Genomic DNA, 13,818 nt, shown 5'->3' with positions numbered 1-13,818 from the left:
TCTCTAGCTAATATATTAATTAACTTGAACATTGGGAAGAGCATTTTTAACATTGTCTTTAAATTGCTTTACCGCTTCCTCTTTACTTACTTTACCAGAAGCGTAAGCATCCAATGGATCCCATAATGCACGTTGAATCACATCATCCGTGCCCTGAATATTTTTGAGAGTATTAGCAAGATCAATGCGTTTTGCTGCTTCTGCAAATACTTCATAAGGATTTTGTCCTCCAACAAATTTACTTGCAGGAGTATCTTTCATCTGTGGTATTAGTTCTTCTACTACTTTTTTGCTCGATACAAAGTCTCCAGCTGGTTGTTTTAAATCGTTCCCAACACTGGGATCTATCTTTTTTAGATATTCATTCGTATAAACACCTAGTGCCCAATTTTTTAATGTTTCCTCATTTAAAGTAGCAAATTTTATAAATTCTTTTGCTAATTCTATATTCTTACTATCTTTTGGCACTCCGAACCATGTACCACCCCATTGATATGGTAATGGACCTGGAATAAGAGCCCAATCGCCTGATGTATCATGACCTACCGTTTTACCTTCTTTGTTTTGTTTTGCTACAGCATTAGGTTGCAATACGTACGACAATCCCCATGTTGGCAGGAAATATGCAAAAACTTGTTTTGGATTACCTTTTGCATCCACTAACGAATCGTTCATGCCAGCAAACCAGCTTTCTGACCATTGTTGTGTTTGTGCTTCATATCCGTTTTGCCTAAATAATTTTGCAATATCAAATAATTTATCAATTTGTGGATCTATAACCAATTTATTGTTCACTATCCACGGTTGTGACCTATTTGCAAAAAACAAATTTCCAAAATCAGCTGTAGAAGCTACCATATAGGTATTGCCATTAGATTTTTCCTTTATTATTTTTGCTGCTTCTGCAAATTTGTCAATGTCGGACATTAACTCTTGGATTTTTGCCGGATCATCAGTTCCAAAATATAGTTTTGCAAGACTTCTACGATAATACATAACGCCAGGAGTAGCCTGATAAGAATAAGCTTTTATCACACCATTTTGATCTGTTCCCATATCTATAGTAAATTGATAAGTCTCTAATTCTTTTGCTGCAGGAAGTAAATCAGATATGTCAGCTAAATAATTACTTTCCACAAAACTTCTAACAAAACTTGCTTCTAAAGCAACAACATCCGGAACATCTCCTGACTGTAATGCTGATTTAAGTTTTAATTGATATTCTCCTTCTGTCATTGGAATCATAGTATACTCTATTTTTACATCTGGATGTTTCTCTTTAAAAGCTGTTGCGAAAACCTTTGCTTCATTTGTAAAAGACCAAATCTTTAATACTTTTTCTTTTGGCTGAGTTGACTCAGATTGCCCTGTTTGACTATTTTGTCCGCATCCTGATAACAACCCAACCACCATAATCACAATTGTAATCAAAGCAATAATTCTCCTCATTCTTTTCACCCTCCTAATTTGTGCTGTGAAAATTTTACTAGTAAAATTAAATTTTTAATTTAACAATTTTGTGATTTTATCTCACCCCCTTTAACATTCCCCTTTAATATTGTGTTTTTACTTTTACAAGTATATTTTTCGAAATTAATTTATACTGGCTATTTCCCCAAACCTATCTTTAAGGGCCTTATACAAACCTCTATAAATCTGATATATTTCATTATATTTACTTACAATTTCTCCTATTGGGTAAACACTATCAGTCACTTTGATGAGTGTACTACATGCCTCCTCAACATCTTTAAATATTCCATATCCCACTGCTGCCATTATTGCTGCGCCAAAAGCTGGCCCTTCAGTCGCATTTACCATGTCTACTCTGACACCAAAAATGTCTGCAAGTATTTGCCTCCACAATTTGCTCTTTGCACCGCCGCCGCTTACTCTAACTTCATTTACTGGTATCTCAAGTTCTTTTATTATCTCAAGCGAGTCTCTAAGTCCAAATGCTACCCCTTCAAGTATTGCTCTTGTCATATGTCCTCTATTGTGAGTCATATTAAGCCCTATAAAGCATCCTCTCGCGTAAGGGTCACTATGAGGAGTCCTTTCCCCCATGAGATAAGGGAGAAATATTAACCCACCGCTTCCTGGTGTTACTTTTTCTGCTTCTTCTAAAAGCTTTTCATATGTTATAGAAGAACCATTAAAGTTGATTATGTTATCTATCCACCATTTTAAACAAGCGGCTGCTGAGAGCATTACTCCCATTACATGCCATTTGCCATTAGCATGACAGAAAGAGTGTAATCTGTTTTCTTCATCTACTACATATTTGTCTTGACTTGCAAATACAACTCCTGAAGTGCCAAGTGCAACTGATACTATGCCACTCTTTACTGTACCAGTCCCTACTGCTCCACTTGCTTGATCTCCTCCTCCGCCTACAACTATTGTCCCTTCTTTTAATCCTGTCAAATCCGCTGCCTCTTTTGTGACATATCCAGTTACCTCCGTAGATTCATAACATTTTGGCATCCAATTATAGGGTATGTCCAATATATCTAACATCTCTTTTGACCATTTCCTGTTTTCTACATCAAACAACAATGTACCTGATGCATCTGACACATCTGTGGCATATTCCCCTGTAAGTTTGAATCTGATGTAATCTTTAGGTAAAAGTATATGATGAATCTTTTTATATATATCAGTGCGATGTTTTTTTACCCATAATATCTTTGGCGCTGTAAATCCTGTTAATGCTTTGTTCCCTGTATATTTTGTCAATCTTTCTTTGCCTAATGTTTGGGTAATATAACCACACTCCTCTTGCGTCCTTTGGTCATTCCAAAGTATAGCAGGCATTAGTACATTGTTGTTCTCATCTAAAAGTACAAGCCCATGCATTTGGCCACTTAAACCTATGCCTTTTATATCATCATTTTTTACACCAGTTTTAATTATTAACTCACGTATGCCATCTTTTGTGGCATTCCACCAGTCTTCAGGATTTTGTTCTGACCAGCCTGGCTGAGGGTAATATACTGGATATTCTTTTGATGTGCTTCCTATTACATTTCCCTTTTCCTCTATTAAAATTATCTTTACAGCTGATGTACCCAAATCTATCCCAAGAAAATACATATTTTAGCCCTCCGTCATTCACTAAATAAATACTGATTTAATATTGACTCTAACAACTCTTGCTTGCCTGATTTGTTCTCAATCTTTGGATTGTTTAATGCATATTCTTCAAGAGTTTTAAAGTTCGCTTTTCCACTTACTATCTCTGCTCCTATGCCTTCTCGATAACTTTTGTATCTTTCTTCTATAAATCTATCAAATACACCATCTTTAACAAGCTTATACGCTACTTTAAATCCTTTTGCAAAAGCATCCATTCCTGCAATATGCCCTAAAAATAGGTCTTCTGGTTCAAATGAAGCACGTCTTACTTTCGCATCAAAATTAAGCCCACCTTTGTCAAAACCACCCATCTTAATGACTTCATACATTGCAAGGGTTGTCATTCGTATGTCTGTCGGAAATTGGTCTGTATCCCATCCTAAAAGCATATCTCCCATATTTGCATCTATAGAGCCTAACATATTGTTAATTCTTGCATATCTTAATTCATGTTGAAAGTCATGTCCTGCAAGTGTGGCATGGTTTGCTTCTATGTTTAATTTGAAGTATTTATCAAGGTCATATTTCTTCAAAAATGCATATACGTTCGCTGCGTCAAAATCATATTGGTGTTTTGTCGGTTCCTTTGGTTTTGGCTCAATTAAAAGCTGCCCTTCAAATCCTATCTCTTTTGCATATTCTACTGCCATGTGCAAAAATCTTGCGAGATTATCAAGTTCCAATTCCATATCTGTATTGAGTAGTGTTTCATATCCTTCTCTTCCGCCCCAAAATACATAGTTCTGTCCTCCAAGTTCTTTTGTTATTTCAAGTGCTTTTTTTACTTGGGCTGCTGCATATGCAAATACATCTGCATTACAGGAAGTTGCTGCTCCATGTACAAATCTCGGATTTGAAAAAAGATTTGCTGTCCCCCATAATACTTTTGTTTTGCTCGTCTTTAAATAATCTTTAATCATTGCAACTATTGTATCTAAATTTTTGTTCGTCTCTCTTAAATTCTCCCCTTCTGGAGCTATATCTCTGTCATGAAAACAGAAAAACGGTACGTCAAGCTTTTCAAAAAATTCAAAAGCTGCCTCTACCCTCGCCTTAGCAATATCCATAGGATCACTTAGATGATTCCATGGTCTTTGCATTGTAGGTGCTCCAAATGGATCTGTCCCATTGGCTGTAAATGTATGCCAGTACGCTACTGAAAAACGCAAGTGTTCTTTTAAAGGTTTTCCATCTATTATTTCATCAGGATTGTAAAATTTAAATGCATATGGGTTGTTTGACTTTGGTCCTTCGTATTTTATTTGTGGTACATTTTTGAAGTATTCCATGTCATTTTCCTCCTTTTTGAAAATATAATTATTTAAAACTTTGCTCCAAGTGCTTTATATACTTCTTTATAAGCTTTCACAGCATCTTTACTTTTTTTAGCTTCATATAGGTGTTCAGTATCTATTTTGGAAGCTAAATCATATATAAATTCCCAATGAATCACACTCTCTTTAACAGCTTCTATTGCATCTTCTGTATAGGGTAAAAGGTCAAAGCCTATCCTTTCGCCATTTTTGCCATAACCAATAAGTTGTAATTCTTTTGCTAATTCCAGTGTTTCTATGAAACGCAGGGCTCCAACCATACTATCATCATCAAAAGTGCCCCAACCGCTGTTTGCATGCTGATGACCTAATTTATTTTCCATTGCTAATAGCCTTGCATATTCGGCTAAATTTTCGCCATTCATGATAAGATGTTGCCAATCCATGTTGACTTTTAAATTACTCGTATCTACTCCCCTTTCTTTAACTTTATTGATAACGTATAGTGTCATGCCTATGCTTCTCATAGCTACTTTCATGGCAGGTTCACTGTTTTTATGCTCAAGAAATATAGTAACTCCTTTTTTATTTGCATGTTCTGTAAGAGTAGCAATTGCGTCTATAAAATCATTCCACATTTTTTCATAATCTGTCTGAAAAGGATAATTATATCCCTCACCTCCTGGCCAAATTATAAAATTGGCACCAACTGAAGATGCTAAGTCTATACCATCTTTAGCAATGCTTATAGCTTCCTTGCGTATTTCAGGAAAAGGATTTACTAAAGAACCTAAGGAATATTTAGGATTTGTATGATGACCAAGCGCTATACAATATATGTCCTTTCCTTCACTAGCTAATATTTCTCTTATACTGCTTACATTATCTTCATTTATTTCATTGGGGTAATGGTATTCATATCCGTCAATAAAATCCCCTAATCCCTTGAGAACTCTTTCTGTCCTTGCTTCCATTGTCTCATTTGAAAGCTCCGTGTGGTATCCTGCAGGAACGAATCTTGTAGCAGCAGGGCCAAATGCCCATATTCCAACACTGTTTTTTAATTTTCTTTTCATTTATATAACCACTCCTATAGTTTATTGGCTCAACAAACTTATATTATATATATTCTACACTGATTCAAAAAATCCTTCTTTTTTGACCAAAAAATTTTAAAAAAATAATTGGTAATTTATTGAGCTATTGTAAAAAATAAAGCCATGGAGTGTTATATAAATCTCCAATGGCTTTATTCATCTCACTTTCTTAGAATCTACATTTTTATCTCGAATTTCTTAATGTCTGTATTTTTGCCGCAAACAGCCAATACATCACCTTCATCAACCACATAGTCCGGTCCTGGTGATAGTATAATCTCATCATTCAACTTTTTTGCCGCTATGACATTTAATCCATATTTTTCTCTCATGTTTATATCCCTTAATGTTTTATGAAACCACTCTTCAATTGGAAGAATTTCTGCTATGCTGTATTCCTTAGAAAACTCAATAAGATCTAATAAATTGCTTGAAAAAACATTTCTGGCGACCCTTATACCCATATCTTTTTCGGGCATAACAACCCTGTCTGCTCCAACCTTGTAAAGAACCCTCGCGTGTAATTCATTGTGAGCTTTTGCTATTACGTATTTTACCCCCAATTCTTTCACAAGCATTGTTACCATAATACTTGATTCCATATTCTTTCCTATAGCGACTATGGCCACATCAAAATTTTTCACACCTAGAGACTTAAGTACATTTTCATCAGTAGCATCAGCACGCACTGCATGTGTTACCAAGCCATTCATAGATTGCACCAATTCTTCATCTTCATCTATAACCAGTACGTCATTGCCCATTTCATATAAAGTCTTAGCCAAACTTATGCCAAAGCTTCCTAATCCGATAACAATAAACTGTTTCACATTCTCACCTCTGTTTTAGCCTACCATAATTTTTTCTTCAGCATATTTTATTATAGGTTTAGGCCTTCTCTGCCTTTTTGCCAATGCCAACGCCAATGTTAAAGGACCAACTCTGCCAGTATACGTTGTAAATATTATAATAATTCTGCCAACTGTAGTCAATTCAGGGGTAAGCCCGAGTGATAGTCCTACAGTTCCAAAAGCTGAGATTGTCTCGTACAATATAGTCAAAAAGTCGGATGTTTCAGTAATAGATAAAACCATAGTCACGGAGAAAATAATAAAAACGCTTATAAAAGATATAGCTACAGCTTTATAGACTATGTTTCTGCTAATAGTGCGCTTATAAAGTACTGTCTCTTCTTCACCTTTTATAACTGATAACACAGTATATAGTATAACCGCAAAAGTAGTTGTCTTGATACCTCCACCTGTTCCAGCTGGAGAAGCTCCAATAAACATAAGTATTATTGTCAAAAATTCAGACGCTATAGTCATGTCAGAAAGCGATAACGTATTAAAACCAGCTGTTCTGGGTGTCACAGCTTGAAATAATGCTGCAAGTATCTTTGTAGGAAAATCCAGTGGTTTTAATGTTTTTGGATTATTGTATTCAAATAAAAATATAAGCAGTGTGCCGATAGCAATTAAAAACAATGTAATAGTTATAACAATTTTTGAATGCAGTGTAAATTTGTTAAAATGTCTATGTTCGTATATATCAAGCAAAACGTAAAATCCTAACCCGCCAAATATTATCAAACCCATTATGACCAGGTTTACCACCCAGTCAGAAACATAACCCGTTAGACTCCTAAAATTACCCATAAGATCAAAGCCAGCATTATTAAATGCAGAAATAGAATGGAACAAGCCGTAATACACTGCTTTTTTTAATCCCATCTGCGGTAAAAATCTCAAAGTCAATATAATTGCGCCAATGCTTTCAAATAAAAAAGAAACCATTAGTATATACTTGGCAAATTTCACAATGCCTCCAAGACTATTTGTATTGAAAGCTTCTTGCATCACCAATCTCTCTTTAAAGGTAATTCTCCTACCAAGGATCAATGCGAAAAGCGTTGACATGGTCATAATACCTAGACCACCAACTTGTATCAGCAACATTATCACTATTTGCCCAAAAGTAGACCAATATGTTTTTGTGTCAACAACCACAAGGCCAGTAACACATGTAGCTGAGGTAGCCGTAAAAAGCGCAGTTAAAAAATCTGCCCCTTCTCCACTTTTAGTTGCCACAGGTAGCATCAGTAATAAAGTCCCAATTAATATAATAGCCGCAAATCCTAAAGCAAGTACTTGAGTAGGTGTCAGTTTTATTTTTATTATAAAAAATCACCTTCCTATGGAGAAAAGGCCTTTTAAGGCCTTTATCGGTTTTTACTGATAAAATGTTTAAAGCAAAAAGATTTAACGTTTAAATTATAACAAATTACTGTCATCGAGTCAATCATTCTACTTTCCTTGAGAGAGTATTCCTTTCAGTTATAAAGCCATGGAGAAGTTACTCCATGGCTCAGTTTGTTGACAAAGTTAAAAAATATTCAAAGGAGATATTTTGCATCGTCGCTCCGATGTTCCAAAGCGACAAAACTAAAGCTCGACCTTCAGGTTCCGGCAGGGTACCGGGCACAATCGGCATCCATGCCTTAAGGTGCCCGCCTTCGCCATCCATGGCTTCGGCCCTGCCTCCACCCTCGGTCTTGCTAAGTTTTGTTACCGCTTTGTAACAAGTCGCTCCTTATGCAAAATATCTCCTTTACGAAAGTTTGTCTACAGTCTGAGCCATGGAGAAGTTACTCCATGGCTTTAATAAAATTTTATATTAAACATATTCATAAATTATTACACCTTTAACAACTCTATTTACTCTTCCTTCAGGGTTTGGATTGTCAGGTGTTATTCCTAAATTCAAAGATTTATAAAAAGCTAGCATTTGTGCATAAATAATGTACAAAGGCGTTAAAAAAGCTTCTTCTACATTGGTAAAATCTTGTCTCAATTTGAATATATAATCTATTCCATCTATTTGTAAATCTTCCGGCAGAAAAGCCATTAATTTTCTTTGTCCTGCTTCGTTTGCTATCTCTTTTATGAGGTCTAAATCGTATTTTTGTGTATAAGGATTGTTTGATACAAAAAATCCTAAAAGTGTTTTATCATTTATCACAGATTTAGGGCCATGTCTAAATCCTAAAGGGGTGTTAAAATTAGTATTGACTTCTCCTCGTGATAATTCTAAAGATTTTAATGCAGCTTCTGCAGCACATCCTTTTAAGTTGCCACTGCCCAAGTATATCAATCTGTCATAGTCATTTTTTGATATTTCTTCTATTATCCTCGTCTCTTCTTCTATTATTCTCTCTGCTTCTTTTGCTAATTTTTCAAAGAGGTCTTTTTTGCTCTCAATTTGTTCTATGTGTGGCAGCATTAAATCTGTTAAAAGCATACATGTGAAACTACTTGTCATTGCAAAACCTTCATCATTTGCTTCTTCAGGCATAAATATGTTTAAACAATTTTTCTTGTCAATTGTGCTTTTTGCCATTTTGCCATCTTTATTGCAGGTGATGTTTAAAAAATAAACATCTTTTATAATTTTTTCTGCTAACTCTATTGTAGCTAAACTTTCTGGACTGTCACCAGACCTTCCATGGGAAATTAAAAGAGTAGGTTTGTCTTTAAAGAAAAAGTTCTCTGGTGATGCAACAATATCTGTAGTATCAATTGCTTCAACGTCTAAGCCAAGCATTCTCCTCAAATAGCCTTCACTGCTATAGCCTACAAAAGCAGATGTTCCTGCACCAGTTAGTATAATTTTTAAATCTTTTATTTGGAATATTGGATTTAAAAACTCAGTGATTTCTCTTTTTTGATGTAAAAGAATATTAAAAAGTTCTCTCCATAATCGCGGCTGCTGATTTATTTCTTTCGCTGTAGCATAGCCTTTCTTTTCTTTTAATTGTTCTTCACTGTAACCTAATATCATATTTTTATACCTCCTTGTTTTTTTAAAGTTTTTCGACCTTTACATTATTTTTTAAATGCTCAACATCCTCTAATGTAACATATCCTGTCTTGTAATACATGGCATTTGCCGTTCCACATGCAGTTGCTAATATCGCAGCATCAACAATATCAAATCCTCTTTTTATGCCTACTGCCATACCTGCAACATATGAGTCCCCTGAGCCCACAGGACTTGCTACTTTTATTTGAGGTGGTATAAGTCTAAATACTCCCTCCTCACATGCAACGATAGAACCTTCACTGCCTAAAGATATTGACACAATAGTTATTCCAAACTGTTTGAGCTCTAAAGCCGCTTTTTTGATTTCTTCAGTATTTTTCAGTTCTTTATTAAGCAGTTTTTCTACTTCTTCTCTGTTAGGTTTGATCATGAATGGTTTTGCCCTAACAGCTTTTGAGAGGTATTCACCGCTTGTATCTAAAATTAGTTTGGCACCGTTTTGCTTTGAGATATTTATTAGTTCTACATAGATATCTTCAGGAACACCAGAAGGTGCACTTCCAGAGGCTGTTATGATATGACAGCTCTTTGATAGTTCATTAAAACTGTCCAAAAACTTTTCTATATAGTCTTGAGACACATAAGGTCCCTTTTCCAAGATTTCCGTCTGAGTTTTTGATACAGGGTCTAAAATTGCTATACATGTACGAGTCTCTCCCTCTATTTTGATAAAGCTACATTTGACACCTATTTTGTTAAGCTCTTCTTCTATGAATTCTCCCGATTTACCGCCTAAAAATCCTGTTGCTGTTACATCTTCCCCTAAGGTTTTTATAACCTTTGTTACATTGATTCCCTTGCCACCTGCCACGCTGTTTTCTTCCTGGGCTCTGAAAATTTTGCCCACTTGAAAATTGTCTACTCTGTAACTTCTGTCAACTGAGGGATTTAAAGTGACTGTCAATATCATGCTCTTTCACCACAGCCAAAAAGTTTTATTTTTTCTTTTACGACTTCTTCTATTGCTCTTTCTCCAGGTGCAAGGAATTTTCTTGGATCGCTCTCATCTGGGTTATTTTTAAATACTTCTTTTATTGCATTTGCAAAAGGAATTTTTAATTCTGTAGCAATGTTTAATTTGCATATACCCAGTGCTATAGCTTTTTTTACCAACTCATCAGGAACTCCTGATGCACCATGAAGTACCAATGGAATGTCTACTAAGCTCGCTATTTCTTTTAGCCTTTCAAAGTCAAGTTTTACTTCTCCTTTGTACATCCCATGGGCCGTGCCAATTGCTATAGCTAATGAGTCAACTCCTGTCTTCTCTACAAAATCCGCTGCCATTTCAGGATCTGTAAATGCACTTTTATCTTCTTTTACGTACATATCGTCTTCAACGCCTACTATACTCCCAAGTTCTGCTTCTACAGTCACCCCTGCTGCATGAGCTACTTCTACAACTTTTTTTGTCAGTTCGACATTTTGTTCATAGGAAAGCATTGAGCCGTCAATCATTACTGAAGTGTAACCTGCTCTTATGCATTTTACAACGAGGTCAAAGGAATTTCCGTGGTCTAAATGTAGTGCTATTGGTATGTCATATTTTTCTGATGCGACTTTTGCCATTGCAGCTATATAGTCTTCTCCCGCATGTTTTATTGTACCCGGTGTTGTCTGTAAAATTAAAGGTGATTCCATCTCAGCTGCAGCTTTTACAACCGCTTTTAAAGTTTCAAGGTTGTGTACGTTGAAAGCTCCTACAGCATATTTGTTTTTTTTAGCATCTTCCAGAATCTTTTTTGTATTGACTAATGGCATTTTGTTCACCACCTATTCAAACTCAGTATAAAACCACTAAATATATTTTAAATATTGAACTATTAACTGTTTTAAAAACTATTCTGCACCAGGCATTTAAAGCACCCCAGTGCAGAATTATAATCTCTCTTAAATACCCTCCCTCATTTTTTCTGTTCCTTCATCATTTTTATAATGCTCATTATACTGTGTAAAATTTAATACACTATTTTTAGTAGTTTTAACAGCAAGCTTAGCCAACTCAGTAATTGACAATTTATCCTTTTGCAAAACTATTTCTAATAAAGCGCTTAAATTACACCCTGCTACCAATTCTATTTTTTTATCACCCGAAACAGCAAATTCAGCAGCTACTTTAAAAGGTGTTCCTCCAACAATATCACATATGATTAAAACTGGTGAATTAGGATATTTGTCCAATATTTCCTTGATCTTATATTTCAAACTTATATCCGAATCATTTTCCTTAAAATCTATTGCATACACACCATCAATAATCCCAGCTATAAGCTGAATTGAACTTTTTAGCCCAGTTGCATAATTCCCATGTCCTGTAATAATGATCACAGTATCATGCATATTACAAAACCCCTAAATACGAGAAGAATATCGCCATAAAGAATGTTATTAATATCAATATAACTGGGCTTACTTTTTTCTTCTTTAATAGGTAAAACATCAATAAAGTATACCCTAAAGGTAAAATATTAGGGAAAATTTTGTCAAAAAATTCTGTCTGCAATGAGATAACATGGTCTTTATTTATTGGAATCTTAGTTAATACTTCAATATGCACATATGTGGCTATTAATCCTCCAATAACAGTAACACCAAGTATAGAAGCTGCTTTAGAAAATATTTTTGATTGCTCTTTAATGAGGTCTATAGCGTTTACACCTAAAGTATAGCCAAGATGAGTTAAAGGAATACGTAATAACCAGATGCTTAGATACACTGCAAAAAACAAAATTGGTCCAATTAAGCTTCCTTGCATAGCAAAAGAAGCACTAATACCTACCATTATCGGAAGTAAAGTAAACCAAAAAATAGCATCGCCAATACCCGCTAAAGGACCAAACAAGGCTACTTTTAATCCTCTAATTACTCCTCTATCCTCATGATTTTCTTCCAAAGAAAGCAACAGTCCCATTAAAAATCCTACTAAATTAGGATGAGTGTTTATAAATTCTAAGTTGTCCTTCATAGCCTCTGAAAGGCCTTTTTTATCATCTTTATATATCTTTCTTAAAAATGGTAATTGTGCTAAAGTAAACCCTCCTGCCTGCATTCTTTCATAGTTAAAACTGGCTTGTAAAAGTGAAGAAAAAATTGCTAGTTTTGTTATATCTTTTTTTGTCAACACTTTTTTATTAGATTCCGTCACTATAATCATCTCCCTTCGTTGCTACTACATTATTTAAAACAGGCTGATCTTTTGTACGGAAATACTCGTAAAGTGCTAAAGCTGCGCCTATTACCGCAACAGGTAATAAATTTGAAAAAGGTAGGAAAGAAGCTACAAAAAACCCTATTATAAAATATGGCGTGTATTCTGCTTTCATCATAACTCTAAGCAACATACCAAATCCTACCGCTGGTAATATTCCGCCTGCTATTTGGAATCCATGAGCCAACCAAGCTGGCATTGATTGCACAACTGTTTTCATCAAATCCTGTGCAACATATACACTTAAAAAGACGATTATTCCATAGCTTAGAGCAACAATAGAAGTAGTTAAAATATTTATTTTGGCAAGTCCTTTTACGTTTGCTTCTTCTGCATACTTATCAGCTTTTGCCATGAAAAACGAAAAGCTAGAGTAATAGAATAAAATAATATACTGCATTAGAAAACTAAAAGGTAATGCTAATCCTATTGCTGTCTTAGGATCTGCACCTGTTGTAAAAGCAATAACTGTTGTCATTAATCCTGCTAAAATTGGATTGGGTGGTTGCGTTCCTCCAGCGGGTGTTAATCCTGCAAATGCCAATTCGGTTAACCCACCAGCAATTAAGCCTGTGTGTACGTCACCAAGTATCAATCCTGTTAAAGTTCCAACAATTATCGGTCTAAAAAGGAAAAATGCTTCAAGCCAAAAATCCACACCTACTATTATCGCCATTAAAGTTAAAAGCAAAGCTTGCGTCAATGTAATGCTATGCATTCAATCAAACCTCCTCATTGTAAATATTCTTTTTTATCGTCAGGAGTATCTTGTATATACACTTCCACCCCTTTCGAACTAATATAGTGCAAATCTTCTAAATCATTGTCATCTACATATACTTTTTTACTTAGCTGTTTTTTACCTGGTGAAAAATGCATGTTACCAACATTCACTTCTTTTATAGGTACTCCCCCATCTACTAATTTTCTAACAACTTGCGGAGTTTTGCACACTATAAAAATTTTCTGAGATGGAGAAGCTTTATGAATTATATTTATAGTGTGTTCTATGGTAAAAAAGCGAATCCCTACACCTGCCATTTCTGCTGTCATCTTCATCAGCTGCTGCTGTAAAGGATCATTAGCTACTTCATCATCTACAACAACGATCAAATTTGCTCCTAAAGATTTTACCCAAGTAACTCCTACTTGCCCATGAACTAAACGATTATCTATACGTGTTAATAAAATATTAGGAACTGACAATAACTCCCCTCCT

Annotated in this window: 14 protein-coding genes; all 14 read right to left on the bottom strand. The window is 35.1% G+C overall.

Going from position 1 to position 13,818, the window contains the following annotated elements:
- Nucleotides 1-15: 15 nt before the first annotated feature.
- Nucleotides 16-1,449, bottom strand: coding sequence for an ABC transporter substrate-binding protein (locus EB239_RS03145; RefSeq protein ID WP_003869015.1), 1,434 nt, complete (start codon nucleotides 1,447-1,449; stop codon nucleotides 16-18).
- A gap of 144 nt (nucleotides 1,450-1,593) precedes the next feature.
- A complete protein-coding gene (xylB, locus tag EB239_RS03140) occupies nucleotides 1,594-3,096 on the bottom strand; it encodes a xylulokinase (protein ID WP_003869014.1) in 1,503 nt (500 codons plus the stop codon).
- Nucleotides 3,097-3,110: 14 nt separating this feature from the next.
- Entirely contained in the window at nucleotides 3,111-4,427 is a 1,317-nt protein-coding gene (gene xylA, locus EB239_RS03135) for a xylose isomerase (RefSeq protein WP_003869013.1), read from the bottom strand.
- Nucleotides 4,428-4,459: 32 nt separating this feature from the next.
- On the bottom strand, nucleotides 4,460-5,488 hold the full coding sequence (locus EB239_RS03130; protein ID WP_003869012.1) for a sugar phosphate isomerase/epimerase family protein: 1,029 nt from the start codon (nucleotides 5,486-5,488) through the stop codon (nucleotides 4,460-4,462).
- 197 nt (nucleotides 5,489-5,685) lie between these two features.
- Entirely contained in the window at nucleotides 5,686-6,339 is a 654-nt protein-coding gene (locus EB239_RS03125) for a potassium channel family protein (protein ID WP_003869011.1), read from the bottom strand.
- A 15-nt stretch (nucleotides 6,340-6,354) separates the two neighbouring features.
- Nucleotides 6,355-7,689: a TrkH family potassium uptake protein gene (locus EB239_RS03120; RefSeq protein ID WP_042835373.1), complete on the bottom strand. Its 1,335-nt coding sequence runs from the start codon at nucleotides 7,687-7,689 to the stop codon at nucleotides 6,355-6,357.
- Nucleotides 7,690-7,876: 187 nt separating this feature from the next.
- On the bottom strand, nucleotides 7,877-8,035 hold the full coding sequence (locus EB239_RS14590) for a hypothetical protein (RefSeq protein ID WP_003869009.1): 159 nt from the start codon (nucleotides 8,033-8,035) through the stop codon (nucleotides 7,877-7,879).
- Nucleotides 8,036-8,185: 150 nt separating this feature from the next.
- The gene (locus EB239_RS03115; RefSeq protein WP_003869008.1) at nucleotides 8,186-9,349 is read right to left on the bottom strand and encodes an SIS domain-containing protein; all 1,164 of its coding nucleotides are present in this window, start codon (nucleotides 9,347-9,349) and stop codon (nucleotides 8,186-8,188) included.
- Between the two features lie 22 nt (nucleotides 9,350-9,371).
- A complete protein-coding gene (gene pfkB, locus EB239_RS03110) occupies nucleotides 9,372-10,301 on the bottom strand; it encodes a 1-phosphofructokinase (protein WP_003869007.1) in 930 nt (309 codons plus the stop codon).
- Nucleotides 10,298-11,152: a class II fructose-1,6-bisphosphate aldolase gene (fba, locus tag EB239_RS03105; protein WP_003869006.1), complete on the bottom strand. Its 855-nt coding sequence runs from the start codon at nucleotides 11,150-11,152 to the stop codon at nucleotides 10,298-10,300. The genes pfkB and fba overlap by 4 nt, the downstream gene beginning before the upstream one ends.
- A gap of 129 nt (nucleotides 11,153-11,281) precedes the next feature.
- Complete coding sequence (locus EB239_RS03100; protein ID WP_003869005.1) at nucleotides 11,282-11,731, bottom strand: PTS sugar transporter subunit IIA; 450 nt, start codon at nucleotides 11,729-11,731, stop codon at nucleotides 11,282-11,284.
- 1 nt (nucleotide 11,732) lies between these two features.
- Nucleotides 11,733-12,515, bottom strand: a complete 783-nt coding sequence (gene agaD, locus EB239_RS03095; RefSeq protein WP_244262342.1) for a PTS galactosamine transporter subunit IID — start codon at nucleotides 12,513-12,515, stop codon at nucleotides 11,733-11,735.
- Nucleotides 12,516-12,522: 7 nt separating this feature from the next.
- A complete protein-coding gene (gene agaC, locus EB239_RS03090) occupies nucleotides 12,523-13,317 on the bottom strand; it encodes a PTS galactosamine transporter subunit IIC (protein ID WP_003869003.1) in 795 nt (264 codons plus the stop codon).
- Between the two features lie 14 nt (nucleotides 13,318-13,331).
- Nucleotides 13,332-13,805 carry a PTS galactosamine transporter subunit IIB gene (agaB, locus tag EB239_RS03085; RefSeq protein WP_003869002.1) on the bottom strand — a complete coding sequence of 158 codons (474 nt, stop codon included), beginning with the start codon at nucleotides 13,803-13,805 and terminating at the stop codon, nucleotides 13,332-13,334.
- Between the last annotated feature and the right edge of the window lie 13 nt (nucleotides 13,806-13,818).

Source organism: Thermoanaerobacter ethanolicus JW 200 (assembly GCF_003722315.1).
In the GTDB taxonomy this organism is placed as follows: Bacteria; Bacillota; Thermoanaerobacteria; order Thermoanaerobacterales; family Thermoanaerobacteraceae; genus Thermoanaerobacter; species Thermoanaerobacter ethanolicus.
The sequence above is the reverse complement of the archived record's forward strand: the minus strand, read 5'-3'. Positions and strand labels throughout refer to the sequence as shown.

Bases quoted from the DNA above. Each gene is read 5' to 3' on its own strand.
- EB239_RS03145 (WP_003869015.1), bottom strand. From the start codon at position 1,449: ATGAGGAGAATTATTGCTTTGATTACAATTGTGATTATGGTGGTTGGG.
- xylB (WP_003869014.1), bottom strand. From the start codon at position 3,096: ATGTATTTTCTTGGGATAGATTTGGGTACATCAGCTGTAAAGATAATT.
- xylA (WP_003869013.1), bottom strand. From the start codon at position 4,427: ATGGAATACTTCAAAAATGTACCACAAATAAAATACGAAGGACCAAAG.
- EB239_RS03130 (WP_003869012.1), bottom strand. From the start codon at position 5,488: ATGAAAAGAAAATTAAAAAACAGTGTTGGAATATGGGCATTTGGCCCT.
- EB239_RS14590 (WP_003869009.1), bottom strand. From the start codon at position 8,035: ATGGATGGCGAAGGCGGGCACCTTAAGGCATGGATGCCGATTGTGCCC.
- EB239_RS03115 (WP_003869008.1), bottom strand. From the start codon at position 9,349: ATGATATTAGGTTACAGTGAAGAACAATTAAAAGAAAAGAAAGGCTAT.
- pfkB (WP_003869007.1), bottom strand. From the start codon at position 10,301: ATGATATTGACAGTCACTTTAAATCCCTCAGTTGACAGAAGTTACAGA.
- fba (WP_003869006.1), bottom strand. From the start codon at position 11,152: ATGCCATTAGTCAATACAAAAAAGATTCTGGAAGATGCTAAAAAAAAC.
- EB239_RS03100 (WP_003869005.1), bottom strand. From the start codon at position 11,731: ATGCATGATACTGTGATCATTATTACAGGACATGGGAATTATGCAACT.
- agaC (WP_003869003.1), bottom strand. From the start codon at position 13,317: ATGCATAGCATTACATTGACGCAAGCTTTGCTTTTAACTTTAATGGCG.